The 23,842-nt window shown below is 71.6% G+C and carries 24 protein-coding genes; 9 read left to right on the plus strand and 15 right to left on the minus strand.

What is annotated here, in order from left to right; translation table 11 throughout:
- Positions 1-2: 2 nt before the first annotated feature.
- From IW256_RS31590 to pknB, 3 genes are read left to right on the plus strand one after another with little or no spacing between them, the layout of a single operon-like run.
- Complete coding sequence (locus tag IW256_RS31590; RefSeq protein ID WP_197014424.1) at positions 3-1,478, plus strand: penicillin-binding transpeptidase domain-containing protein; 1,476 nt, start codon at positions 3-5, stop codon at positions 1,476-1,478.
- Positions 1,475-2,686, plus strand: coding sequence for a serine/threonine-protein kinase (locus IW256_RS31595; RefSeq protein WP_197014425.1), 1,212 nt, complete (start codon positions 1,475-1,477; stop codon positions 2,684-2,686). The genes IW256_RS31590 and IW256_RS31595 overlap by 4 nt, the downstream gene beginning before the upstream one ends.
- Before the next feature lie 22 nt (positions 2,687-2,708).
- A complete protein-coding gene (gene pknB, locus IW256_RS31600) occupies positions 2,709-4,514 on the plus strand; it encodes a Stk1 family PASTA domain-containing Ser/Thr kinase (protein ID WP_197014426.1) in 1,806 nt (601 codons plus the stop codon).
- Positions 4,515-4,731: 217 nt separating this feature from the next.
- Here the strand turns inward: pknB and IW256_RS31605 are convergent, their stop codons facing one another.
- The 4 genes from IW256_RS31605 to IW256_RS31620 form a co-directional block, all read right to left on the minus strand.
- Entirely contained in the window at positions 4,732-5,340 is a 609-nt protein-coding gene (locus IW256_RS31605) for an anthranilate synthase component II (RefSeq protein ID WP_197014427.1), read from the minus strand.
- Between the two features lie 101 nt (positions 5,341-5,441).
- Positions 5,442-5,639 (minus strand): hypothetical protein, encoded by a 198-nt coding sequence (locus IW256_RS31610; RefSeq protein WP_197014428.1) that lies wholly within the window; start codon positions 5,637-5,639, stop codon positions 5,442-5,444.
- A gap of 39 nt (positions 5,640-5,678) precedes the next feature.
- Positions 5,679-6,332: a class E sortase gene (locus IW256_RS31615; RefSeq protein WP_197014429.1), complete on the minus strand. Its 654-nt coding sequence runs from the start codon at positions 6,330-6,332 to the stop codon at positions 5,679-5,681.
- A 21-nt stretch (positions 6,333-6,353) separates the two neighbouring features.
- A complete protein-coding gene (locus IW256_RS31620; RefSeq protein WP_197014430.1) occupies positions 6,354-7,109 on the minus strand; it encodes a DUF881 domain-containing protein in 756 nt (251 codons plus the stop codon).
- 79 nt (positions 7,110-7,188) lie between these two features.
- On the opposite strand from IW256_RS31620, the gene IW256_RS31625 reads away from it, so the two are divergent.
- Complete coding sequence (locus IW256_RS31625) at positions 7,189-7,446, plus strand: cell division protein CrgA (RefSeq protein WP_197014431.1); 258 nt, start codon at positions 7,189-7,191, stop codon at positions 7,444-7,446.
- A gap of 402 nt (positions 7,447-7,848) precedes the next feature.
- Here the strand turns inward: IW256_RS31625 and IW256_RS31630 are convergent, their stop codons facing one another.
- Both IW256_RS31630 and IW256_RS31635 read right to left on the minus strand, forming a co-directional pair.
- Positions 7,849-8,748, minus strand: a complete 900-nt coding sequence (locus IW256_RS31630) for a rhomboid family intramembrane serine protease (RefSeq protein ID WP_197014432.1) — start codon at positions 8,746-8,748, stop codon at positions 7,849-7,851.
- Positions 8,749-8,784: 36 nt separating this feature from the next.
- Entirely contained in the window at positions 8,785-9,312 is a 528-nt protein-coding gene (locus tag IW256_RS31635) for a peptidylprolyl isomerase (protein WP_197014433.1), read from the minus strand.
- Between the two features lie 171 nt (positions 9,313-9,483).
- Here IW256_RS31635 and IW256_RS31640 point away from each other — a divergent pair, with 171 nt between their 5' ends.
- Together IW256_RS31640 and IW256_RS31645 are read left to right on the plus strand one after the other, a co-directional pair.
- The gene (locus tag IW256_RS31640; protein ID WP_197014434.1) at positions 9,484-9,924 is read left to right on the plus strand and encodes a hypothetical protein; all 441 of its coding nucleotides are present in this window, start codon (positions 9,484-9,486) and stop codon (positions 9,922-9,924) included.
- Positions 9,925-10,091: 167 nt separating this feature from the next.
- On the plus strand, positions 10,092-10,943 hold the full coding sequence (locus IW256_RS31645) for an acyltransferase (protein ID WP_197014435.1): 852 nt from the start codon (positions 10,092-10,094) through the stop codon (positions 10,941-10,943).
- 72 nt (positions 10,944-11,015) lie between these two features.
- Here the strand turns inward: IW256_RS31645 and IW256_RS31650 are convergent, their stop codons facing one another.
- Together IW256_RS31650 and IW256_RS31655 are read right to left on the minus strand one after the other, a co-directional pair.
- A complete protein-coding gene (locus tag IW256_RS31650) occupies positions 11,016-12,638 on the minus strand; it encodes a DEAD/DEAH box helicase (RefSeq protein ID WP_307829244.1) in 1,623 nt (540 codons plus the stop codon).
- Positions 12,639-12,861: 223 nt separating this feature from the next.
- Entirely contained in the window at positions 12,862-13,341 is a 480-nt protein-coding gene (locus IW256_RS31655; protein WP_197014436.1) for a rhodanese-like domain-containing protein, read from the minus strand.
- Positions 13,342-13,505: 164 nt separating this feature from the next.
- Between IW256_RS31655 and IW256_RS31660 the strand changes: the two genes are divergently transcribed.
- Positions 13,506-14,498: a helix-turn-helix domain-containing protein gene (locus IW256_RS31660; protein ID WP_307829245.1), complete on the plus strand. Its 993-nt coding sequence runs from the start codon at positions 13,506-13,508 to the stop codon at positions 14,496-14,498.
- 61 nt (positions 14,499-14,559) lie between these two features.
- On the opposite strand, the gene IW256_RS31665 is transcribed toward IW256_RS31660, so the two are convergent.
- The 6 genes from IW256_RS31665 to IW256_RS31690 form a co-directional block, all read right to left on the minus strand.
- On the minus strand, positions 14,560-14,826 hold the full coding sequence (locus IW256_RS31665; RefSeq protein WP_197014437.1) for a hypothetical protein: 267 nt from the start codon (positions 14,824-14,826) through the stop codon (positions 14,560-14,562).
- Between the two features lie 2 nt (positions 14,827-14,828).
- Complete coding sequence (locus IW256_RS31670) at positions 14,829-16,022, minus strand: hypothetical protein (protein ID WP_197014438.1); 1,194 nt, start codon at positions 16,020-16,022, stop codon at positions 14,829-14,831.
- A 30-nt stretch (positions 16,023-16,052) separates the two neighbouring features.
- The gene (locus tag IW256_RS31675; RefSeq protein ID WP_197014439.1) at positions 16,053-17,198 is read right to left on the minus strand and encodes an SRPBCC family protein; all 1,146 of its coding nucleotides are present in this window, start codon (positions 17,196-17,198) and stop codon (positions 16,053-16,055) included.
- A gap of 129 nt (positions 17,199-17,327) precedes the next feature.
- Positions 17,328-18,011, minus strand: coding sequence for a YveK family protein (locus tag IW256_RS31680; RefSeq protein ID WP_197014440.1), 684 nt, complete (start codon positions 18,009-18,011; stop codon positions 17,328-17,330).
- Positions 18,012-18,054: 43 nt separating this feature from the next.
- The gene (locus IW256_RS31685; RefSeq protein WP_197014441.1) at positions 18,055-19,188 is read right to left on the minus strand and encodes an MraY family glycosyltransferase; all 1,134 of its coding nucleotides are present in this window, start codon (positions 19,186-19,188) and stop codon (positions 18,055-18,057) included.
- A gap of 2 nt (positions 19,189-19,190) precedes the next feature.
- Complete coding sequence (locus IW256_RS31690; protein ID WP_197014442.1) at positions 19,191-20,240, minus strand: NAD-dependent epimerase/dehydratase family protein; 1,050 nt, start codon at positions 20,238-20,240, stop codon at positions 19,191-19,193.
- Between the two features lie 186 nt (positions 20,241-20,426).
- Between IW256_RS31690 and IW256_RS42450 the strand changes: the two genes are divergently transcribed.
- Entirely contained in the window at positions 20,427-21,836 is a 1,410-nt protein-coding gene (locus tag IW256_RS42450; RefSeq protein WP_197014443.1) for an O-antigen ligase family protein, read from the plus strand.
- A 10-nt stretch (positions 21,837-21,846) separates the two neighbouring features.
- Positions 21,847-22,677: a class I SAM-dependent methyltransferase gene (locus IW256_RS31700; protein WP_197014444.1), complete on the plus strand. Its 831-nt coding sequence runs from the start codon at positions 21,847-21,849 to the stop codon at positions 22,675-22,677.
- 63 nt (positions 22,678-22,740) lie between these two features.
- Here IW256_RS31700 and IW256_RS31705 read toward each other — a convergent pair whose 3' ends face one another.
- Positions 22,741-23,658: a hypothetical protein gene (locus tag IW256_RS31705; protein ID WP_197014445.1), complete on the minus strand. Its 918-nt coding sequence runs from the start codon at positions 23,656-23,658 to the stop codon at positions 22,741-22,743.
- Positions 23,659-23,842 lie beyond the last annotated feature (184 nt).

The following is a 23,842-nucleotide window of genomic DNA, read 5'->3' on the forward strand; positions in this document are numbered from 1 at the left end:
CGATGAACATGGACAAGCCGCTGCGCAGGGTCGCGATCTTCGCGATGCTGCTGTTCTTCGGGCTGATGGCCCAGGTGAACTACATGCAGGGCAGCCAGGCGGAGGCGCTGCGCACCGACAGCAAGAACTCCCGGCAGTACGCCGACGTGTTCAACGCGCCGCGCGGGCAGATCATCGCGGGCGGCCAGGTCCTGGTCTCCTCGAAGGAGACCGGCAAGGACAACCCCAAGTACGGCCGCACGTACAAGGACGGCATGATCTACTCGCCCGTCACCGGGTACTTCAACGGTGGCGCGTCCAAGGTCGAGATGGCCTACAACTCGCTGCTGGGCGGCAAGGACAAGCGGATCACCCAGCAGCGCTGGTTCGACACCTTCATCGGCAAGAAGGCCGAGGGCGCCAACGTGGAGCTGGCGCTCGACCCCCGGGCGCAGCAGGTCGCGTACGCGCAGCTGAAGAAGACGTCGCGGCGGTCGGGCGCGGCGGTGATCGACGTCAAGACCGGCGCGATCGTGGTGCTCGCGTCGTTCCCCTCGTTCGACCCGAACGAGGTCGCCCCGCAGACCGGGCTCAAGGGCGGCAAGCGGCTGGAGCAGCTCGACAAGCAGGCCGGCGTCATCAAGCCGCTGATCGACAACGCGATGAGCCAGACCTTCCCGCCCGGCTCGACGTTCAAGACCGTGACGGCTGCCATCGCGATGGAGCAGAACGGTCTCAGCTCCTCCAGCACCGTCAACACCGGAACGCTGATCCTGCCCGGGTCCAACAAGGCGTTGCCCAACTCGCACGACACCGGCAACTGCGGCAGCCGTGCCCCGCTGCGCGGCGCGTTCGCCGAGTCCTGCAACACCACCTTCGCCGAGATGGCGATGAAGATGGGCATCGAGAAGCTCAACCAGGGCTCCAGCAAGTTCGGGTTCAACCGGCCGGTGCAGATCGAGCCCAACCTGCGCGCCGCCGAGAGCGACGTCCCGGTCGAGGTCCGCAACCCGGAGACCGGCAAGATGGAGCCCACCGGCCAGGACGGCACCGCCCGCTCCGGCATCGGGCAGGAGAACGTGCGCGCCACTCCCCTGCAGATGGCCATGGTCGCCGCGGCGGTCGCCAACAACGGCAAGATCATGAAGCCGTACCTGGTGGAGAAGGTCCGGGCCAAGGACCAGAGCGAGCTGTACAACGCCGAGCCCAAGCAGTTCTCGCAGGCGATGAAGGGCGACACCGCCGACCAGCTGGCGGACATGATGCGGGCCGTGGTCACCGAGGGCACCGCGCGCAACCTCGCGCAGTTCGGCATCGCCGGCAAGACCGGCACCGCCGAGCAGGGGCTGGGCAACCCCAACGCCCGCTGGTTCTCCGGGTTCGCTCCGGTGCAGAACCCCCGGTACGCGTTCGCCGTCGTGACCGAGGGCACCGGCAGCGGTGGCGAGAACGCCGGCCCGATCGCGGGCGCGATCATGCGGGCGGTGGTCAGCAAATGAGCGGCGACCTCGTCCTGAACGGCCGGTACCGGCTGCGGGAGCGGCTGGCCATCGGGGGGATGGGCGAGGTCTGGCGGGCCTCGGACGCGGTTAACGGCCGCGAGGTCGCGGTCAAGCTGCTGCGGCCGGAGCTGATGTCCGACCCCGCCGCCTGCTCCCGGTTCCAGGGCGAGGCCGAGTTCACCGCGGCGCTGCGTCACGACGGGATCGCCCGGGTGTACGGCACCGGCACCCATGACGGCCGGACGTACCTGGTCATGGAGCTGATCGACGGCGAGCCGCTGGCCGAGATCATCGCCCGTGCCGGGGCCCTGCCCGTGGCGACGGTGCTCGACCTGGTCGCGCAGTCGGCGCGGGCGCTGGCCGCCGCCCACGCGGCCGGGATCGTGCACCGCGACGTCAAGCCGGGCAACCTGATGGTGACGCGGGACGGCATCGTCAAGATCACCGATTTCGGCATCGCGCGCCGGCCGGCGGCGGCCTCGCAGACCCAGACCGGGGTGGTGATGGGCACGGCGTCCTACATCGCGCCCGAACGGGCCTCCGGCCAGAGCGCCAGCCCTGCCGCCGACCTCTACTCGCTGGGGGTCGTGGCCTACGAATGCCTGAGCGGGCACGTGCCGTTCAAGGGTGCGACCCCGGCCGAGGTGGCCCTCCAGCACGTACGTTCCGCGCCGCCCGCGCTGCCGGAGTCGGTGCCCGCGCCGGTCCGGGCCCTGGTCGCCGATCTGCTGGCCAAGCGCCCCGCCGACCGTCCCGCCGGTGCGTACGAGGTCGCCGACCGGGCGGTGCTCGTCCGCGACTCCCTGGCGCCGGCCGCCGCCGGCCGGGCCGCCCCCCTGCGATTTGACGACGAGCGGAGTCCGGATACCCTCACCCCGGGGGCCGGTGCCGCACGACGGCGCGCGGCACAGGACTATGCCTCGATGGCGACCGGGACCCTCTTGCTCGGTGTCGTCGCGGTGGGCACAATGTGGCGGGGCCTCGGCTCGGCCGCCCAGGACGCCACCCGCTCCCTCCGTTCGTCAACGCCCCGGTACTCCCGCGCGTCCCTTTCACAGAAGCCAACCAGGAAACCGCCCAGGGCGACGTCCACCGCCCCAGATCCAACACCGAGTCCGACGGACGGCACCATGACTCCGTCAACTCCGAGCCCACGTCCCGCACCCACCGAGAGCGGGCGGCTAGGTTCAGAGGACAAGGTGTAGAGGTACGAGGGAAAGTACACATATGAGCCAACCTCGGCTGCTCGGCGGTCGCTACGAGCTCGATATCGTGATCGGGCGCGGCGGCATGGCCGAGGTCTACCGTGCCAGAGACCAGCGCCTCGATCGCGTGGTCGCGGTCAAGACCCTGCGCTCGGACCTGGCGCGCGATCCCACGTTCCAGGAACGGTTCCGGCGGGAGGCGCAGTCCGCGGCCTCGCTCAACCACCCCTCGGTCATCGCCGTGTACGACACCGGCGAGGACATGATCGGTGACACCTCCATCCCCTACATCGTGATGGAGTACGTCGACGGGAGCACGCTGCGCGACCTGCTCCGGGAGAACCGCGCGCTGCTCCCCGAGAAGGCACTGGAGATCACCGACGGGATCCTGCGGGCGCTGGACTACAGCCACCGCGGCGGCATCGTCCACCGGGACATCAAGCCGGCGAACGTGATGATGACCCGTAACCACGAGGTCAAGGTCATGGACTTCGGCATCGCCCGGGCGATGGCCGACTCCGCCGCCACCATGACGCAGACCGCGCAGGTCATCGGCACCGCCCAGTACCTGTCGCCCGAGCAGGCGCGCGGTGAGCGGGTGGACGCCCGCAGCGACATCTACTCGACCGGCTGCGTGCTGTACGAGCTGCTCACCGGCAGGCCCCCGTTCACCGGGGACTCGCCGGTGGCGATCGCCTACCAGCACGTCCGGGAGGAGCCGGTCCCGCCGTCCCAGATCGACCCGGAGATCCCCCAGTGGGCCGACGCCATGGTGCTGAAGGCGATGGCCAAGGACGCCGGTCACCGCTACCAGAACGCCAACGAGTTCCGGCAGGAGATCCAGCGCGTCCTGCAGGGCCATCCGGTGTCGTCCACGGCGGCGTCGACGATGATGATGGGGGCGCAACCGCAGGGCACCCAGGTGATGGGCGCCATGCCGGGCGGGCCCGCGCGCACCCAGGTGCGGCGGCCGGGCGGTCCCGGTTACGACCTGCCGCCGGTCCACTACGACGACCGGGGTCCCGAGCGTGACGGCGCGGGCCGCAAGGTCGCGCTGTGGCTGGCCCTGGCCGTGGTGTTCATCGGCGGTGCCGGGCTGATCGGCTGGGCGGTGACCCGTGACGGCGGGCCCGACCAGGTCGCCGTGCCCGCCGCGCTGGTGAACGCCTCACAGAGCAACGCCCGGGCCGAGCTGCAGAAGGTGGGCCTGGAGGTCGGCCAGGTCACCGAGGAATACAGCGACGAGGTCGACGATGATCACGTCATCAGCACCGACCCGGCGCCGGGCGCCGCCGTCGACGAGGGCACCTCGGTCAACCTCGTCGTCTCCAAGGGCAAGAAGCCGCCGGAGCTGGTGGAGGTCCCGGAGGTGGCCGGCAAGGCCTACGTCGTGGCCAAGCAGCTGCTGGAGGGCAAGGGCTTCGACGTCTCACGGGACGTCCAGACGCATGACTCGGTGCCGCGCGGCAACGTGATCCGTTCGGATCCGGGCGCCGGCCAGAAGCTGCCGAAGAAGACCAAGGTCACGCTGTACGTCTCGGCGGGTCCCAGCAACATCAAGGTGCCCAACCTGTTCAACACCAGCCAGCGGTCGGCCTGCGGCCAGCTCGCGCAGCTGGGGCTCAAGTGCAAGACCGTGACGGGCGAGGCGCCGCCCGACAAGCAGGTGGCGCCGGGGCAGGTCTTCGCCCACGAGCCCGGCCCGGACGCGACCGTCGCCCCCGGCGACACCATCACCATCCATGTGGCGCAGCGGCCGTCGCCGACGCCCACGCCGCCCACTCCGGGGCTGCCCGGTCCGGGCGGCCCGCCTGGGGAGAACGACTGACGCATCGCCGTCAACGCCCCGGGCCCCGGTTCTCTGAGAGAGCCGGGGCCCGGGGCGTTCGTCATGGCGTGCACGTCATGGCGGGCGTTCGCCATGGGAATTGAATGAGGGCTTCCGCCACTCGGGGGCAATGGCGGAAGCCCTCAACTGGAACTTCGGCTATGAAGGCCCCAGCGTTACGCGTTTCAGGAAATTTCTTCGACGGCGGACTCGGCGGCTACCGGCGCACGGCTCGCGGCGGCCCCTCCCGTACGACAGAGGCGCAGGTCAGCAACCAGTTCCGGAGCAGCCGGTGGCCGTGCTCGGACAGCACGGACTCGGGATGGAACTGGACGCCCTCCAGCGGCCGGTGCCGGTGCCTCAGCCCCATCACCACGCCGTCCGGGGTACGGGCGGTGATCTCCAGGATCTCCGGCACCGTCTCGGGCACGACGGCGAGCGAGTGGTAGCGGGTCGCCGTGAACGGGTCGGGCAGCCCGGCGAACACCCCGCGGCCGTCGTGGTGGATCGGGCTGGTGGAGCCGTGCACGATCCGCGGGGCCCGTCCGACGGTCGCGCCGTACACGTGGCCCAGCACCTGGTGGCCGAGGCAGACGCCGAGCAGGGGCAGCCCGCGCCGTTCGGCGTCCCGGACGAGGTCGAGGCAGACTCCCGCGCCGGCGGGGTGCCCGGGGCCCGGGCTCAGCAGCACCCCGTCCACGCCGGCGGCGTCCGCGACGGCGACGTCCGAACGGTCCTCGACCAGGCAGTCGGCGCCCAGTTCCCGCAGGTACTGGACGATGTTGAAGACGAAGCTGTCGTGGTTGTCCACGACCAGAACACGCACGCCGCCATTCTCCGCCGCCGCACGTCCTCCGGTGCGGGCGGGGTGGCCCGGGCCGTACGGCGGGCGGCGGGAGGCGGGCGGCGGGAGGCGGGCGGCGGCGCTCAGCGGCGGTCGGGCGCCGGGGAGGACGGGGAGGCGGGCGTGGTGTGCATGACGCCCTGGTCGATCTGGAGCCTGGACTCCACCCGGGGGAAGACCACGTACCAGAGGACCAGGCAGACCGCCAGGACGAGGCCGGCCGCCGTGGCGGCCTTGGCCTGCCGGCCGCCCGGCAGCCGCCGCCAGATCCAGGCGTACATCGCGCTCCTTTCCGGGCGTGTCTCAGCTCCAGGCGTGTCTCAGCCTACGGGGGCCGCGGCGCGGGCCCGGGGGATCTCCGACGTCAGCCGCCCGAAGATGATCATCCGTTCGGCGTCGGAGTACTTGGGATGGCAGGTGGTGAGCGTGATGAGCCGGTCGGTGGGCCGGTCGTCGGGCCGGAACGGGACGGGCGCGGTGACCTCCACCGCGGTCGGCTTGACGATCTTGCGGCCGGTGACCTGGTAGACGAACTGCTTCTCGCGGGTGTCGATGAGGATCCGGTCGCCGGTGCGCAGCTCCCCGACCCGGTTGAACGGGGCCGAGTACGTGGTGCGGTGGCCGGAGACCACGAAGTTGCCGACGCCGCCGGGCATCGCGGTGCCGGGGTAGTGGCCGGGCCCCTTGCGCAGGTCGGACTGCTCGACGCCCTCCACGATGACGTAGCGGTAGTCCGCCCCGAAGCGGGGGATCCGGATCGTGGCCAGGCCCTTGCCCAGCTTCACCTTCTCCAGGGTGACCTTGGCGGGCTCGGGCGACGACCGCTTCCAGGAGCGGGCCAGCTCCTCGCCGAGGCGGTCCTGCTGGTCCTGGGTGTAGCGGCCGGTCCCCCACAGCTGGTAGGTGACGAACAGGAGCAGGATCAGCCCCGCGGTGATGCACAGCTCGCCCAGACCACGGATGATCGCCCGCACGGCGCGTCCCCTCCCCGACCGCTAGGAACCGCCGTCCCTCTCGGGGTCGGCCGGCACCCGCGCGTGGTTCATCGTCACGTTCCCGGTGTACGCGGGCAGCGTCACCCGGCCCACGGAGCGCACCGCGTAGCCGAGACCGTACTCGCGCACATACCTTTTATAGATCGTGATCTCGGGGGAGCGGTCGAGCGCCGCGCGCAGGCGGGCCGGATCGCCCACCGCGGTGATCCGGAACGGCGGCGAGTAGACGACCCCCTGCAGGATGAGGGTGTTGCCGACGCAGCGCACGGCGCTGGTCGCGATCACGCGCTGGTCCATGATCTGCATGCCGAGGGCGCCGCCCGCCCACAGGGCGTTCACGACGGCCTGGACGTCGGTCTCGTGCACCACCAGGTCGTCGGGGCCGGCGTCGCGCGGCTGCTCTCCGTTCTGCGGCGCGTCGTCCAGGGTGACCCGTACGCCGGTGCCCGTGAGCGGGGTGATCCCGGCGTCCCTGGCGAGCCGGTCGGCGCGGGCCTGGGCGTCGGTGACCCGCGCGTCGTCCTGGCCGGCCCTGCGGGAGATAGCGTCGACCTCGTCCCGGAGCCGCTGGTAGTCGGCCCGCGCGTGGCGGGTGCGGCGCTGCTCGGCGCCGATCAGCTCGGTGAGCCGGGTGCGCCCGTCCTCGCGCAGGCCGGTGCCGCGGGCCGTGCTCGCGCTCGCCGCGAACAGGGTTCCCGCGAGAAGCGTGAGGGCTGGGATGATGCTTCCCCACGCCGGACGCCGTACGCTGCTCACCAGCGACTACGCTAACCGACAACCACCCATGTGCGGACCGGCGCTCCGGCCGCCGCCGCCCGAGGAGATCGAACCCACCGTGGCCAAGTCCAAAGTGCGCAAGAAGGCGGTCTACACGCCGCCGCAGAAGTCCCAGGCACCGCAGGTCAGCCCGCGCTGGCTGGTCCCCACGATGGTCGGCCTGTGGCTGGTCGGCCTGGCCTGGATCGCCACGTTCTACGTGACGGCCAGCACCGGCACGAACGTGCCGTTCATGACCGACCTGGGGAACTGGAACCTGGGGATCGGCTTCACCGCCATCATCCTGGGCGTGATCCTGTCCACTCGCTGGCGTTGAGCGGCCGGTTACCCACTTTCCCGGCCGTCTAATCCACCAGAGTTATCCACAGGCTGGGGATGAAGGTCCGTCCTGTCCCCAGGTTTTCCACAGGCGGCCGTCGTAGCGGTCCTCGCCGTCCGCCTCAGCGCGGAGCCGGCAGCCCGCCTGTCCGGGCACGTGACGGCGTCGTACGGCGTCGTATCCGCCCGGTGGCACGTGGCGTGGGTCGCGCATGCCCGCGTACGGCCGTCCCGGCGCACAGCCGTCCCCGGCGGAGGGGCCGCCCCCGGCGAACGGACAGGGGCGTGCCACCGCGCCTGCGCGCGACGACACGCCCCGGATCCCGTCCCGAACCCCGCCACGGCCGAATGTGGCCACATCAGGCCAGGCCGGCCCTCTCGGCGTTCCCCGCCACCCCGGTCAGGCGATGCCGGACGTCAGATCGGCCGTCTTGATCAGCACCAGCGCCACGAGCAGCAGCAGCACGGCCACGGAGGCGCCGATGTGCACCACCTGCCGGTGCGCCTTCGGCGCGTGCGCGTAGGCCACGGCCAGCAGCGCCCCGGTGGCCAGGCCGCCGATGTGCCCCTCCCAGGAGATGCTCGGCACCGCGAACGTGAGCACGAGGTTGATCACCAGCAGGAAGACGATCGGCTTCACATCGCCGCCCAGCTTCTTGCCGATGACGAAGAAGGCCCCGAACAGGCCGAAGATCGCTCCTGAGGCGCCGACCGCCCCGTCGAACGGCTCGACCAGGTAGAGCAGCACCGAGCCGCCCAGCCCGGACAGCAGGTACAGCGCCAGGAAGCGCCAGCGCCCCAGCACCTGCTCCAGGGACGGGCCGATCGCCCACAGCGCCCACATGTTGAACAGGATGTGGGTGATGCCGAACGATCCGCCCTGCGGCGGCTGGTGCAGGAACATCGAGGTGAACAGCCGGTACCACTGGCCCTCGGCCACCCCGACCGGCAGGCCGCCGGACGCGCCCAGGCCGACCATCATGAAGTCACGGACGACCTGGGTGGAGGCGATCTCGGCCAGGTAGGCCAGAACGCAGATGCCGATGAGCGTGTAGCTCACCACGGGCGTGGCCGTGGTGGCGGCGCGGGCACCGAGGGCGGTGCGCGTCTCCCGCACGCTCTTGTTGCCGTCGGCCACGCACTCCACGCACTGGTGCCCCACCGCCGCGTCCCGCATGCAGTCCGGGCAGATGTAGCGATCGCATCGGGTGCACCGGACATAGGTCTCCCGGCCCGGGTGCCGGTAGCACGTCGGCACCGGGGCGTCGGGTCCGGGGGCGGGGCTGGGATCTGCGCTCATACGGGGCTCCGTCGGCCTTGCGGGTCTCTCTCTGTATTACGACTGGCGACGCTCGATCGTCACCGATTCGATGACGACATCGTTGACCGGACGCTCGCGGCTGGTCGGGACCGCCGAGATGGCGTCCACCACGTTGGTGCCCTCGATCACCTTGCCGAAGATCGTGTGCCTGCCGGTCAGGTGCCGGGTGTGGGCGACGTTGGTGGTGATGAAGAACTGGGAGCCGTTGGTGCCGGGCCCGGCGTTGGCCATGGCCAGCAGGTACGGCCGGTCGAACTTCAGGTCGGGGTGGAACTCGTCCTGGAACTCGTATCCCGGGCCGCCGATGCCCTTGCCGAGCGGGTCGCCGCCCTGGATCATGAAGTCCTTGATGATCCGGTGGAAGATCGTGCCGTTGTAGAGCGGCTCCTGCTTCTTCTCTCCGGTGGCGGGGTGGGTCCAGACCCGGGTGCCCTCCGCCAGGGAGACGAAGTTCTCCACCGTCAGCGGAGCCTTGTCCGGGTAGAGCTGGATGACGATCTTCCCGTGGTTGGTGTTGAGGGTCGCGAAGAGTTCTTCAGCCACGCGGGCCGCCTCCTGTGCGTCGTAGGTGTTCGTCGTGCGTTCTCGTCGTGCAGACACGCCGCCCCGCGTCACCACGAGTGACCATTTGGTTACGCGTGGCGTGTTTACCTTCCGCTCGCGGGGAAGGCTGCAGTGCAGGACCTCGCAAACAGGGAGGTTAGCGTGTCCCTAATGATGAGTACCCGCCGGAAGCCGCGGGTTGAAGCCCTTACGCGGCTGAACCGTGCTCAGGAGACGCTCCGCCAGGGCGCGTCGGGCGCGGCCGTGCGGATCGGACCCGCGGCACGGCAGACGCGTGAGATCGCCGCCGACCGCCTCCTCATCGCGCGCGGCTGGAGTGCGCCGCGATTGCGGCGGGCCGGTACGTACGTGGAAGTCGATCTGGGCCCGCGGGTGGGTTCGATGCTGTCGAACGCGGCCGAACGCATCGAGCCGCCACAGCACGCCCGCCGGCGGCGCAAGGCGGCGCTGACGATGCTCGCCGCGGCCTCGGCCGCGGGTATCGCGGGCACCGTGCTGACGCGGCGCGGCAACGCCCAGGTGCAGCCCGGTGAGTCGTCCAAGGAGGGCAGCTCGGCGGAAGCCGGGACCGGTGGCCAGGTGCGCACGTAGGCGGCCTGCATCGGACCACATGGGTCAACGGCGGATCACATGGATTAACGGCGAGTAGGTGCCGGGCGGGTCGCGACCACCCGGCACCGAGTGCGAGACGAGGGCCCGGCCGAGGATGGCCGGGCCCTCGCTCTGCCCCCTTTGCTACCAACCGGTACGGTTGCGCCATGGCGCCCAAGACCATCTCGATCCGGCAGCGTCTGGCCGCCCGGACCCGCCGGGGCCTGCACTCGGCCGTGCATCTCGGGTGGGACTGGGTCCGGCGGCAGGGCGAGATCACCCCGAACACGCCCGGCCGGCGGAAGTTCGCCCACCTGGGTGAGGGCGCTTGCATCGGGTTCCCGGTGGGGGCCATCTACGGCGAGCCGTGGATCTCCATCGGCGACCACACGCTGGTCGGCACCCACTGCACGATCTCGGCCGGGTTCGTCCCCGGGCTGGACCTCGGCCCCGACGTCATCGTCCGGATCGGGCGCAGCTGCTCGCTCGGCCGCGGCACGCACATCGTGGGCCACCAGTCGATCGAGATCGGCGACGACGTCTTCACCGGCCCCAACGTCTACATCACCGACCAGAACCACAGCTACGGCGATCCGGACATGCCGATCGGACGGCAGTGGCCGGAGAACAACCCGGTGCGGATCGGCGACGGCTGCTGGATCGGCACCGGTGCGATCATCCTGCCGGGCACCCGGCTGGGCCGGAACGTGGCGGTGGCGGGCGGCGCCGTGGTCCGCGGCGAGTTCCCCGACCACGCGGTGATCGGCGGCGTTCCCGCCCGGGTGCTGCGCAGCTTCGACGCCGAGTCGGGATGGCGGCCGCCGCTGCGCGGCAGCGACCCGGCGATCCTGGAGGAGCTGGCCACGATGTCGGTGGACGGCCTGGAGGGCCTGCAGATCCTCCAGGACAGGTTGCGCGAGGAGACCAAGCTCCGTGAGGAGGAGCGCCTCCGTGAGGAGGAGCGCCTCCGTGAGGAGGAGCGCCTCCGTGAGGAGGACAGGGGCCGTGAACCCCTGTGACCGCCGCACGGTCGCGTGCGGCGGTCACAGGGAGAGTCCGGCGCACCTGTGGAACTGTGCGCCGGTGAAGGGTCAGTTGGAGCGGGCCGCGCGGTTGCCGTCCCGGCGCTTGCCGCCCCCACCGCTGTAGGAGCCACCCCCGCCGCTGTAGGAGCCGCCGCGCCGGTTGCCGTGCGGAGCGCCGCCGCGGCGGTCGCCGTACGAGCCGCGCCGCTCCCCGCCGTGGCCGCCCTCCCGGGTACCGGAGTAGGGAGCCTCGCGGCGGCCGGAGTACGAGCCCTCCCTGCGGTCGGAGTAGGACGGCTCGCTGCCGGCGCCCTCGCTGCGCGGGGCGCGGCCGCCGCCGTCCCCGCGGTCGTACGAGCGGGACCCGCGTCCGCCGAAGCCGCGTCCGCCGCCGCGCCGGCCGCCCGGGCGCCCGCCGCGGCCGTTCTCGCGGCGCGGGCGCTCGGGGATGATCGGCTCCTCGATCGGAATCCCGGACGGCATGCGCGCGCCGGTCAGCCGGACCAGCTCGCCGTCACCGGAGGCGACCCGGACGCGCGGCGCCTCGATGCCGGCCCGCCGGGTCATGGCGGAGGTGGAGCGCACCTGGTGGGGGAGCACCAGCGTCACCACCGTGCCGCGCTCCCCCGCGCGCGCCGTACGGCCCGCGCGGTGCATGTAGTCCTTGTGGTCGGCGGGCGGGTCGACGTGCATCACCAGGCTCACGTCGTCGACGTGGATGCCGCGGGCGGCGACGTCGGTGGCGACCAGCACGCTGATCGAGCCCTCACGGAACTCCGCCAGCGTCCGGGTGCGCAGCCCCTGGCTCTTGCCGCCGTGCAGGCCCGCGGCCCGCACGCCGACCTGGGTGAGCTGCTTGGCCAGCCGGTCCACGCCGTGCTTGGTACGGGCGAACAGGATGGTCCGGCCCTCGCGGTTGGCGATCTCGGCGGTGATGGCGCCCTTCTCCTTGGGCGCCACCAGCAGCAGGTGGTGGTCCATGGTGTCCACCGACTCGTCGACCGGGCCGATCGCGTGCGTCACCGGGTCGTTGAGGTAGCGCTTGACCAGGACGTCCACGTCCTTGTCCAGGGTGGCGGAGAACAGCAGCCGCTGCCCGCCGGGCCGGGCCTGGTCGAGGATGTCGGTGACGTCGGGCAGGAAGCCCATGTCGGCCATGTGGTCGGCCTCGTCCAGCACGGCGATCTCGACGTCGCTCAGATCGCAGGCGCCCTGCCGCATCAGGTCCTTGAGCCGGCCGGGGGTGGCGACCAGGACCTCGACGCCGCGGCGCAGCGCGTCGATCTGCTTGAACATCGAGGTCTGCCCGATGACGGTCTTGAAGTGCAGGCCGAGGGTGCGGCCCAGCGGCTCCAGGTTCTGCTGGACCTGCTGGGCCAGCTCGCGGGTCGGGACCAGGATCAGCGCCAGCGGGCGCTTGGGCGCGGCGCGGCGGCCGGCCAGCCTGGCCAGCAGGGGGAGGCCGAAGGCCAGGGTCTTGCCGGATCCGGTCTTGCCGCGGCCGAGGACGTCGCGTCCGGCCATGACGTCCGGGATCGCGGCGGTCTGGATCGGGAACGGGCTGTCGATGCCCTGGCGCGCGAGGGCGGTGACGAGGGCCTCGGGGAGGCCGAGTTCGGCGAAGGAAGGGGCGGGAGCGACCGGCTCCGCGGCGGGGGTGGTCGCGGGCAGGGCACTACCAACAGGCACAGATGACACGCATTACCTTCCGAGAGGGGGGCACGTCTCGGGAGGCACCACGGTCAGATCGTGGGCTGCAAGGACGAGCCAGACGCATGGGGCGTCATGAAGGGTGATCAGTTAAGTCTAACGTCGTCGACGCACTCGCTTATGCCCGAACCCCGACCGTCAAACCTCGGGACCCCTTTCCCCACCCCTCTCCGGGGGCTCTCGCATGACGCGTGTCACACCATCAGCAGGCGCAGGCGGTCCCGGAGACGGGCGCGGTCAGCGGGTCGGGGGAGCGCCGGGTGACGGTCGCCGGCGTCCCAGGGGCGCCGGTGGCGGACTCCACGGGGAACCCTTCGCGGGCCCAGTACTCGAAGCCGCCGATCATCTCCTTGACCGGGTGGCCGAGCCGCGCGAACGCCAGGGCCGCCTTCGTCGCCCCGTTGCAACCCGGCCCCCAGCAGTAGACCACCACGGCGGCGCCGGGCGGCACCACCTCGGCGGCCCGCCGCGGGATCTCCGCCGTGGGCAGGTGGACGGCGCCCGCCACGTGGCCCTGGTCCCAGCTCTCGGCGCTCCGGGAGTCCACCACCACGATGCCGGGCACGCCGTCCGCGAGGTCCGCGGCCACGTCCGACACGTCGGTCTCGAAGGACAGCCGGGCGGAGAAGTGGGCGATGGCCTCGGAGGAGGAGGCGGGAGGAATGTTCGTCGTCGCTGCCATGCCTCCGAGTCTTCCCGGCGTCCTCACCCGGGCAGAAGTGGCGTGAACGCCCTTCATCGTTAAGATCGTGCCATGTCGATCGACTCTCCGGCCCGGCGGCGCCCGGCACGGCTGGAGGCGGCACGGCTGGAGCGGCACGGCTGGACACGGTGAAACTGGACGCGGTGAAACTGGACGCGGTGCGGCCGGACGCGGTGCGGCACACGGTCTCGGTCCTCGCCTTCGACGGCATGGCTCCGTTCGAGCTGGGCGCGGTCGTGGAGGTGTTCGGGCTGCCCCGGCCCGAACTCGGCGTCCCCTGGTACGACCTGCGGGTCTGCTCGCTCGAACGCGGGCCGATGCGGGCGGCCGGCGGGTTCACCATGACGGCCGGGCACGACCTGGGCGACTTCGCCGCCGCCGACACCGTGATGGTGGTGGCGGTCCCGGACGTGCGCGGCGACGTCCCCGCCCCCGTCCTGGACGCCCTGCGGGAGGCCCGGGAACGCGGCGCGCGGATCGTGTCGATCTGCTCCGGGGCGTTCGCGCTCGCCGCCGCCGGGCTGCTGGACGGCCGCGAGGCGACCACCCACTGGCGGTACGCCGATCTCCTGCGGAGCCGGTACCCGCGGGTCCGGGTCACCCCCGACGTCCTGTACGTGGACGGGGACGACGTGCTGACCGGCGCCGGAAGCGCCGCCGGGCTGGACCTGTGCCTGCACCTCGTCCGCAAGGACCACGGCGCTCGGATCGCCAATTCGGTCGCACGGCGGCTGGTCGTGCCGCCGCACCGGGAGGGCGGCCAGGCCCAGTTCGTGGAGGCCGCGGTGCCCGAGCCGGCCACCGGCGACCCGGTGGCCGAGGCGATGGCCTGGGCGCTGGACCATCTCACCGAGCCGATCACGGTCGCCGGGCTGGCCCGGCACGCGCGGCTGGCCCCCCGCACGTTCATCCGGCACTTCCAGCGCAAGACCGGGACCAGCCCGCTGCGCTGGGTGATCCATCAGCGGGTCATGGCCAGCCTGCCGCTGCTGGAGGAGGGCGCGCTGCCCATCGAGAAGATCGGCGCGGCGGTGGGGTTCGAGTCGCCGGCGACCTTCCGGCACCACTTCACCCGCGCGATGAAGACCTCACCCTCGGCCTACCGCCACGCCTTCCGCGGTCGAGCCGGATCCTGATGGCGATCAGGCCGGCCGGTGACCAGTGCGAGGGCGGGCCAGGAGACGCGCTGGGGGCGGGTCAGGGCCGGTCATCGTCGTCGGGCTCGGCCAGTTTCGCGGCGATCGCGTAGTCGATCCGGACGTCGCGGTAGGTGACGTTCGTCTCCACCTCGTCCGGCAGGTTGGTGCGGACGCTGCCAGAGGTCGAGGACCCGTCCGCGTCGCCGCTGAACTCCACCGAGCTCTCCGGGACCTCATGGAAACGCAGTTCGTCCGCCTTCACCGTGGCGGTGAAGAGGATCTCCGCCGACGCCCTCAGCTCGGGTCCTGGATGTTCACCTGCCACGCTCACTCATCCCCTCGGTGTGTCGCGCGGGGCGGGCGGGCGACGATCCGCCTGAGCGCCCGGCCCAGGTCACGAACCGACTCCTCGGTCTCGCGCAGCGCGCTGTGCAGCGACGTGAACTGCTCGGCCCCTTCGGCGGCCTCGCCCGCGGCGCCTCCGGCCTCCTCCGCCGCCTTGCCCGCCTCCTCGGCGGCACCTTCGACGCTTTCGGCCGCCTTGCCCGCTTGTTCGGCGGCACCTTCGACGCCTTCGAGGGCCTCCTTACCGCCCCCTTCCGCGGCGCCCCCCACGCCTTCAGCCGCCTTGCCCGCTACGCCTCCGACCCCCTCGGCGGCCTTGCCCGCACCTTCGGCGGCCGTGCCCGCACCCTTGCCTACGTCCTGGACGGCGCCACCTGTGCCCTCACCGACGTCCTCGACGGCGCCGCCCGTGCCCTTGCCCACTTCCTCGGCGGCCTTGCCCGTGCCCTTCCCGACGTCCTGGACGGCACCACCGGCCCCCTTGCCCACGTCCTCAACGGCACCACCGGCCCCCTTGCCCACTTCCTCGGCGGCCTTGCCCGTGCCCTTGCCCACGTCCTGGACGGCACCGCCGGCACCCTTCCCGACGTCCTCAACGGCACCACCGGCACCCTTGCCCACGTCCTCAACGGCGCGGCCCGTGCCCTTGCCTACGTCCTGGACGGCACCACCGGCGCCCTTGCCGACGTCCTCTACGGCGCCCCGGGCGCCCTTGCCGATTTCGCCGACCGCCTCGCCCGCACCCGCTCCGATGCCGCGGGCGGCGGACTCCACGCCGCGGCCGATGTGCTGGAGGATCTCGGGGTTGCGGTCGAGCGTGGTCAGCACGCGGTCGACGACGACGGCCACGTTGTCGAGGCGGACCTCCAGGAGCGCCTGGGCCTCCACGCCCTTGATCTCCAGCTTGACCCTGCCGAGGAAGACGTCCGCGCCGACGTTGAGCTTGAGCAGGTCGAGCACCTCGGCGACGAGAGAGACGTGCGCTTCGAGGTTCTCGACCTCCAAGGAGATCTCGTCCACCTTGAGCAGCGGGACGTTGAGGTAGACGTCCGGTCCCTCACCGGGCTTCGGCTTCGCCGGCGTGACCGCGCGGCGCGGTTCGCCCTCGATGGGCTCGCCTCCGGACTCGGCCCGTTCCAGGTCGCGTCCCGTACTCTCGTCCTCGTTGTCCACCATGGTTCCCCCCGGCCGCTGGACACCGCGCTGTTAGCGCTCTTCGGGCTCCTCGGGCTCCTCGTCGCTTTCCGGCTCTTCCTCCTCCTCTTCTTCTTCCTCGCGCTCGGGCTCCTCCTCTTCCTCTTCTTCCGGCTCCTTCTCCGCTTCGGCCTTGCGAGGTTCCTCTTCCTCTTCCTCGCGGCCCTCGGGCTCCTCGCCCTCGCGCTTCTTCTCGGCCTCCTGCTCCTCCTTGAGCGCGTCCTCGTGGGTCTTGACGACCTCGCCGTCGCGGATCTCGCCGCGCCAGCCCTCGAACTCCTCCTGCTCCAGGATCGTGCGGGTCATCATGTGCCGCTTGATGTGCTTGAAGTCCGAACGGAGGCGGCGCCCCTGCGCGCGCCAGAGGTTCGCGGTCTTCTCGAAGAATCCGCTCGGGTGGTACTCGGCCACCAGCAGGACGCGGGTCATGGTGGGGGCCAGTTCGTGGAACGTCACGGCGCCGTCGACATAGCCCTTGGCCCCCTTGGACTTCCAGACGATCCGGTCGTCCGGGACCTGCTCGATGATCGTTGATTCCCAGCTGCGGTGGGACAGGAAGATCTGCGCCCGCCAGTCGAGCTTCTCGTCGGATTCCTGGCCGACGCTCTCCACCTTGCGGGTGAAACTCGGGTAGTCGGCGAACTGCGTCCACTGGTCGTAGGCGACCCGCAACGGCAGCCCGACGTCGAACTCCTCGATGATGTTGACGACCTTGGCACTGCTCTGGCGTTTGCCGCCCCCGCCGCCTTTCTCACCGCCACCGCCGCCCAGGGCGCCCTTGACGGTCTCTTTCGCACCGGTCAGCCCGGCGCTGAGCCCCGCTTTGAGAGGCGATTCGCCCTCGGCCAGTTTCTTGGCCCCGGTGGCCGCCATCTTCATCCCGGTGCCGCCGGCACCGCCCGCGGCCGCATCGGTCAGCCGCCCCGTCAGGTTCTCGACCTTTCCGCTGGCCATGTGGAGGGCCTTGACCATCAGCGCCTGGACAAGTTCCTGCCCGGCCTGTTTGAGCTGGTCGACGGGAAGGTCTTCGGTCAGGTCGCGAACCGTGCTCGTGCCTGCCTTGCCAGCGTCTGTGTCCGCCATCGTCACCACTTCGTTCCGAACGCGGCGCCACGCCCGCTCCGTACGAGAAAGCATGGCTTTGGTCTCGTGGCTCAACCCCGGTGTCACCCCGAACGGATGTCCGGGACCACGCGTTTCTGTTGGCATCGCCGCAATACCCGCTACGAAACGTACAAATTGCCCCAACCGGCTGAAATAAGGATTTACCTTTAACCCGGCCGGCGTTCAGGGGCCCCAGCCGACGCGCACCGCCGGGGGCTGCCGCCGCCCGTCGTCCCCGGGCGGCGAGGCGCCGAACGGCGCCGGCACCTGGAAGGCGTCGCGCAGCATGCTGCCCGCCAGGCCGATCGCGAGTCCGATCAGCAGGCCCAGGGCGATGTTCACCAGGGGCCGCGGGCTCACCGGCTCGGCCGGTTCCTGGGCGTCGTCCACCACCGACACCTTGATCGGCGCGCGGTTCGCGCCGGGCGCCCGTTCCAGTTCGTCGATGAACAGGGCGAACCGGGCCCCCAGGGCGTCGGCGACGCTGCGGGCCCAGGCCGGGGACGGGTCGGTCACCGTGGCCTTGAGCAGGACCGAGCCCGGGAAGGTCTCCACCGAGATCTTCGCCTGCAACTCCGCGGGGCTCGCGCCACCGCCCAGCGTCCGGGAGAGGTCCCGGGCGAGCCGCCCGCTCTTGAGGAGGCCCGCGTAGGACTTCACCCGTTCCTGCGACAGCAGGCTGGCCTGGTACGCGGAGGTCGAGTCGGTACCGTTACCGGTCCCCGACACGAACATCGTCACGGACGCCTGGTACTGCGGGGTCTGCCGTGCCGTGAAGCCCACGGCGGCGATCCCGGAGAGCACGACGGAGATCGTGATGAGCAGCCAGTGCCGCCGCACCACGCCCAGGTACCTGCCGACTTCCATATCCCCGCCCCTGTACGATGCGTGAGCACACATCCACGTTCCGTCACGTTACGTCACCGATCGGCTGCTCGGCGGTTAACGGCGCGCCGTGCACCGGCGGGACGGCGCCCGTGCCGATCAGCGGCCGCTCCCCGGCGGCCAGCGCGGCTCCGGCGGGCCCGGTGACCCCGGCGGGCGCCGGCGCGGCCCCGTACACCGGAACCTTGAGGAACCACCAGACCAGCGCGACCGCGACCGCGGCGGCCCCGGCGAGCATGGCCTCGCCCGGAAGCCGCTGGTGGGCGACCAGGACGCCGCCCAGGCAGGCCGCCATGCTGGCGGCGCAGAGCGTGAGCGCCACCTGGGGGACGCTCAGCCCCAGCCGCCGCAGCCGGTGGGTGACATGGTCGGTGCCGCCCGTGAACAGGCCCCGGCCGGCCCGCCGCCGGGAGATGAGCACCAGGCAGGTGTCCACCGTGGCGACGAAGGTGACCAGCAGTACCTCGGCGAGCCGGGCCGGCGCCCCTTCCGGAGCCTCCACCAGGACGGTGGAACCGGCGATCACGAACCCGATGAAGAGGGAACCCGCGTCCCCCATGAACATGCGCGCGGGCGGCCAGTTGTGCACCAGGAAGCCCGCGCAGGCCGCCGCGAGGGCGAGCAGGAGCAGGGCGCAGCCCGTCCGCCCGAACAGGTACGCGGCCACGGCCAGGGAACCCGCCGTCACCGACGCGACCGTGGCGGCGGCGCCGTCCATGTTGTCGAGCAGGTTGAACGAGTTGGTGATGACGACGATCCACAGCACCGTCACCACCGGGTCCAGCCGCTCGTCGAGCACGCCCAGGCCGCCGCCGGCCGCGACGACGCCGCTCGCCGCGAGGCACTCGACCGCCAGCCGGGTCAGCGGGGACAGCGGGCGGAGGTCGTCGACCAGCCCGAGCACCGCGACGGCCGTGCCGGCGAGGACGAGCACGCCGAGCCGGCCGTCCCAGTGGCCGCTCACCAGCAGGAGCGGAACCAGCGTGCCCCCGACGATCGCCACGCCGCCGAGGTAGGGCGTCGGCCTCTCATGGGCCTTCCGTCCCTCCACGGGACGGTCGGTGAGGCACTTGCGCAGGGCGAGCCGGCGCAGCGCCGAGCTCAGCACGTCCGTCAGGAGCAGCGCCAGGAGCGCCAGGAGCACGATCGAGACGACCATGGTCAGACCGTGACCGGGGCGGCGGCGTGCCCGGCGGGCGCGTCGAGCCCGGCGAGCCCGGCCGGCTCGGCGAGTTCGTCCCGCGCCTCCTCGATGGCGGCGGCCAGCACGTCGTCGAGGCAGTAGCGCGGCGCCCACCCGGTGAGCGCCCGCAGCCTGCTGGTCTCGGGGACGCGGCGCAGCATGTCCTCGAAGCCGGCCCCGTAGGCCTGCTCGTACGGGACCAGCTGGATCGGCGAGCGGCTGCCGCAGCGTGCGATGATCGTCTCCGCCAGCTCGCGGATGCTGATCTCCTGGGACGACCCGATGTTGAACGTCTGCCCGATCGCGGCGTCCTCGTCGAGCAGCCGCAGGATGGCGTCGACGACGTCGGCGACGTGGGCGAAGCAGCGGGTCTGGCAGCCGTCGCCGAAGACCGTCAGCGGCTCGCCGCGCAGCGCCTGCCGCACCAGCCGGGGGATGACCATGCCGTACGCGGGGCTCTGCCGCGGGCCGACGGTGTTGAACAGGCGCACCACGATGGTCTCCAGGCCGCGTTCCCGGTGGTAGCAGTTGGCCAGGATCTCGTCGACGGCCTTGGCCGTGCTGTAGCTCCAGCGGACGATGGCGGGACTGCCGATGATCCGGTCCGCGGACTCGCGGAGCGGCCCGGCGGAGTTCTTGCCGTAGATCTCCGAGGTGCTGGTGAGCAGGATCTTGCGGCGGTACCGGTGCGCCGCCTCGATCACGATCTCCGAGCCGCGGATGTTGGTGGTGAGCGACCGCAGCGGCTGCTCCACCACCAGCTTGACGCCGACGGCCGCCGCCATGTGGACGACCACGTCGCACTGGTGCACCAGCTCGTCGACCATGAGCTCGTCGAGCACCGAGCCGTGCACGAAGCGGAGGCCCGGATACGCCCGGGCCCCTTCCAGCCGCGCCGGATCGCCCGTCGAGAGGTTGTCCAGGACGGTGACCGTATCGCCGCGGGCCAGCATGGCGTCGGCGAGGTGCGAGCCGATGAATCCGGCTCCTCCCGTGACCAGATAACTCGTCCTGGTACCGCTGCTCATGACACGCTCCCAGATCCCTCGATGATCACTTCCGGATGACTACTATTTGTAATCGACCTGCGACAAGCCGCCAATGATCATTGATCAAAGACCTGGTCATTTGGGGACACGATCGACGGAAATCGAGACAGAAGTGATTACACAGCGTGAGCAAGGGCATGTCGGCGGACGACCGGTGACGCGCCGATGACCGCCGCGGGCCGCCGGTCCCGCACGGTCCTGGCCGTCCTGGCCGGGCTCGTCGTCGCGGTCGCCGCGCCGGCCGGTGCCTATGCGGTGGTGCGATATCCGGCGATCATCATTCCGCTGCTGATCATCACGCCTTTCGCCACGCTCCTCCTGTGGCGGCGGGAAGCGGCCGTTCTTCTGATCATTCCGATCGTTCTCCTCGGCGCGGGGATCGGCGCCGGGTCGTCCCCCGCCCTCGCGGCCGTCGCCATGGTGGCGGCGGTCGCGGGAGTCCAGATCGCCGTCAGGGCCCTCCCCCTCCGCGCGGCCCACCTGTGGATCGGGCTGCTGGCCGCCCTGCTGGCCGTCAGCTACGCCGCGCCCGCGCTCCCCCTGACGCCCCTCACCGACCGCCGGCCCGACCTCGTCGGGCTTCTCGCCGGGCTGGCGCTGCTCGCGGCCTGCGCGGCGGCGCCGCCCCGCCCGGACCGGCTGGTCCGCGTGATCGCGCTGGCCGGGGCGGCCGGCGCCGCGTGGACGCTGGCCGCCGGCGACCACGCGGGGGACCGGCTCCAGGGGCTCGGCCTCAACCCGAACTACGCCGGCGGGGTCCTCGCGCTCGCGCTCGTCGCCGCGGTCGGCCTCGCCCGCCACACGCACCGGCTGGTGTGGCTCGTCCCGGCCGCGGTGTGCTTCGCCGCCGTCGCCGAGACCCGGTCCCGCGGGGCCTTCCTCGCCGCCGCCGGAGGCGTCGTCCTCGTCCTCGTCCAGGGCCGCTCCGCCCGGTTCCGGGTGCTGATCGCGGTCGCCGCCGCGGTGGTCGCCATCACCCTGCCCGGCACCCTGGACACCGCCGAGCAGATCGCGACCAGCGGCCGGTCGTCGGACGAGCTGAGCTTCAACAGCACGGTCCGGCGGAACGCGGCCGAGTTCGCGGCGGACGTGGCGGCCGCGCACCCGTTCCGCGGCATCGGCTACGGGATGTTCCCGCCGTACGCGGCGAACTCCCCGCGGCTCGGCGTCTACATCGCCACCCACAACGACTACCTGCGGCTGGCCGCCGAGGCGGGGATCCTGGCGCTGCTCGCCTTCCTCGTCCTGGTGTGGCTCGGGGTCAAGGACCCGCGCGCCGGCGACCTCGCGGTGCTCCGCGCCGTCGCGCTCGCCTACTGCGTGGGCCTCCTCTTCGCCAACCCCCTGGCGAACCTGATCGCCAGCGCGCCGTTCTGGCTCGCGCTCGGCTGCCTGCTGGCCGCCCGGCCGCCCGGCCCGCCCGCCGTCCCGGCCACCCCTCCGCCCGTCCCGTCCGGCACCTCGTCCGTCCCGTCCGCCGCCCCGGCCGGCGGACCACCTCCCCGCACCGGTCCACCCAGCCGTACATCGAACGGCCACATCGCACCGTCACAGGGAGGCAGAACCGATGATTGACAGCAGGGCGATGATTGACAGCAGGGCAGAGATCCGCGCCGGAGACCGGTTCGCGTTCGGCAGCAACTGGCGCGCCTTCATCGACCTGGTCGACGAGTCCCGGATCGAGGCCGCGGTCGGATCGCTGGTGAAGGCGCTGGGCACGCGGGACCTGGCGGGACGCTCGTTCCTGGACGCGGGGTGCGGGAGCGGGCTGTTCTCCCTGGCCGCCTCCCGGCTCGGAGCCCGCGTCCGCTCGTTCGACTTCGACCCGGACTCGGTCGCGGCCACGCTGGAACTGCGCGACCGTTTCGCCCCGGACGCCGACTGGAGCGTGGAGACCGGCTCCATCCTCGACGAGCCGTTCGTCAAGGGGCTGGGCCTGTTCGACATCGTCTACTCGTGGGGCGTGCTGCACCACACCGGCGACCTGTGGAGGGCGGTGGACGCCGCCGCCGGCCTGGTCGCTCCCGGGGGGCTCCTGTACATCTCCATCTACAACGATCAGGGGCTGGAAAGCCGCGTGTGGCGGCGGGTCAAACACCGGTACAACAAGTCCGGCCCCGTGGCACGGGGCGTCCTGGTGGCGGCGAGCGCCGCGTACATCGGCCGCCGCCGCCCCGCGCGGAAGGCGCTGGAGATCCTGCGCAAGGACGGGTTGCCGGCGCGCCCGCCCCGGGTCCGCGGCATGTCGGCCAAGCACGATCTCGTCGACTGGGTGGGGGGCTACCCGTTCGAGGTGGCCCGGCCCGAGGAGGTGTTCACGTTCCTGCGCGACCGCGGGTTCACGCTGTGCCACCTCACCACCTGCGGTGGCGGGCTCGGCTGCAACGAATACGTCTTCCAGCGCGCGGAGGGATAGTCCCGGCGAACGGTTTCGAGGTGGCAGGGAATCCGTTCCCCGCCACCTCGTACCAGTCCCAGGTCAGTCCGAGCACCCCAGGACGGTTCCCGAAGGACCGCAGTTGTCCGGGGTGTTCTCCCCGACATAGCCGTCCTGGATCCGCGTGGTGCGCTGCCCGGCGTCGTTGCGGACGCCCCCGCCCGGCGCACCGGCGCTGTTGCCCTCGACGCGGCTGAGCGTGAGGGTCGTCTGGCCGCCCCGGCCGTTGTACAAGCCGCCGCCGCCACCCTGGACGGCCCTGTTGCGACTGATGTAGGTGTTGTAGAAGGTGCTCGCGCCGCCGAGCTCGGTGTAGACGCCGCCGCCACGGGTCACGGCCGTGTTGGACTCGACGCCGCCCCCCGTCACGGTGAGGACGCCGTCGTTGTAGACGCCGCCGCCACCGCCGCCGCTGGTCGAGTTGCTCTGGACGAACGTTCCGGTCAGGCGCAGCTGGCCGCGGTCGTTGCTGATCCCGGCACCGTTGTCGGCGGTGTTGCCCCTGACGTAGGACGAGATCAGCTCGACCGAGCCGCGGGCGTTGAGGATGCCGCCGCCGGTGTCGTCACCGCTGTCCCCGCCCGTGAAACCGATCCCGGACGCCTGGAACTTGACTCCCTGGGAGACCTCCAGGATCCGGAACCGCGCGACGCCGGTCCGCCGGATCGCGGTGGCCTGGCCCGTCAGGCTGAGGTCCGCGGTGATGATCGGCAGTCCGTTCGGCCCCCGGGTGCCGGACGAGGCCGCGCTGGTGAGCCCGTAGCTACAGGATCGGGCGAGATTGAGCCGGGTGCTTCCTCCGGCGGCGTTGGCGTTGTTGATCGCGTCGATCAGGGCGGAGGCGCTGCACGGCACGTAGGTGAAGGACTCGGCACGCGCCGCCCCCGGTGCCGTCACCAGCCCCGCCGCCACCAGTGCGGCCACGGCCACGCCGCCGGTCCCGAGCGAAACAGATTTCATGGACAGATTCCCCCGAATGGTTATGGATGGACGTGGTGTCGGCGATGCACGCCGCACGGCGAGATCGCCGAGGAAAGCGACTGGAAATCCCTTCGACGGTATCACAAGTTGATCAACCTACTAGCCCGCAAGCCATTTACGTCTTGATCAACGTCCAAACCCAGACATGCTGGGCGGATGCCGC

Source organism: Actinomadura viridis (assembly GCF_015751755.1).
Lineage (GTDB): Bacteria > Actinomycetota > Actinomycetes > Streptosporangiales > Streptosporangiaceae > Spirillospora > Spirillospora viridis.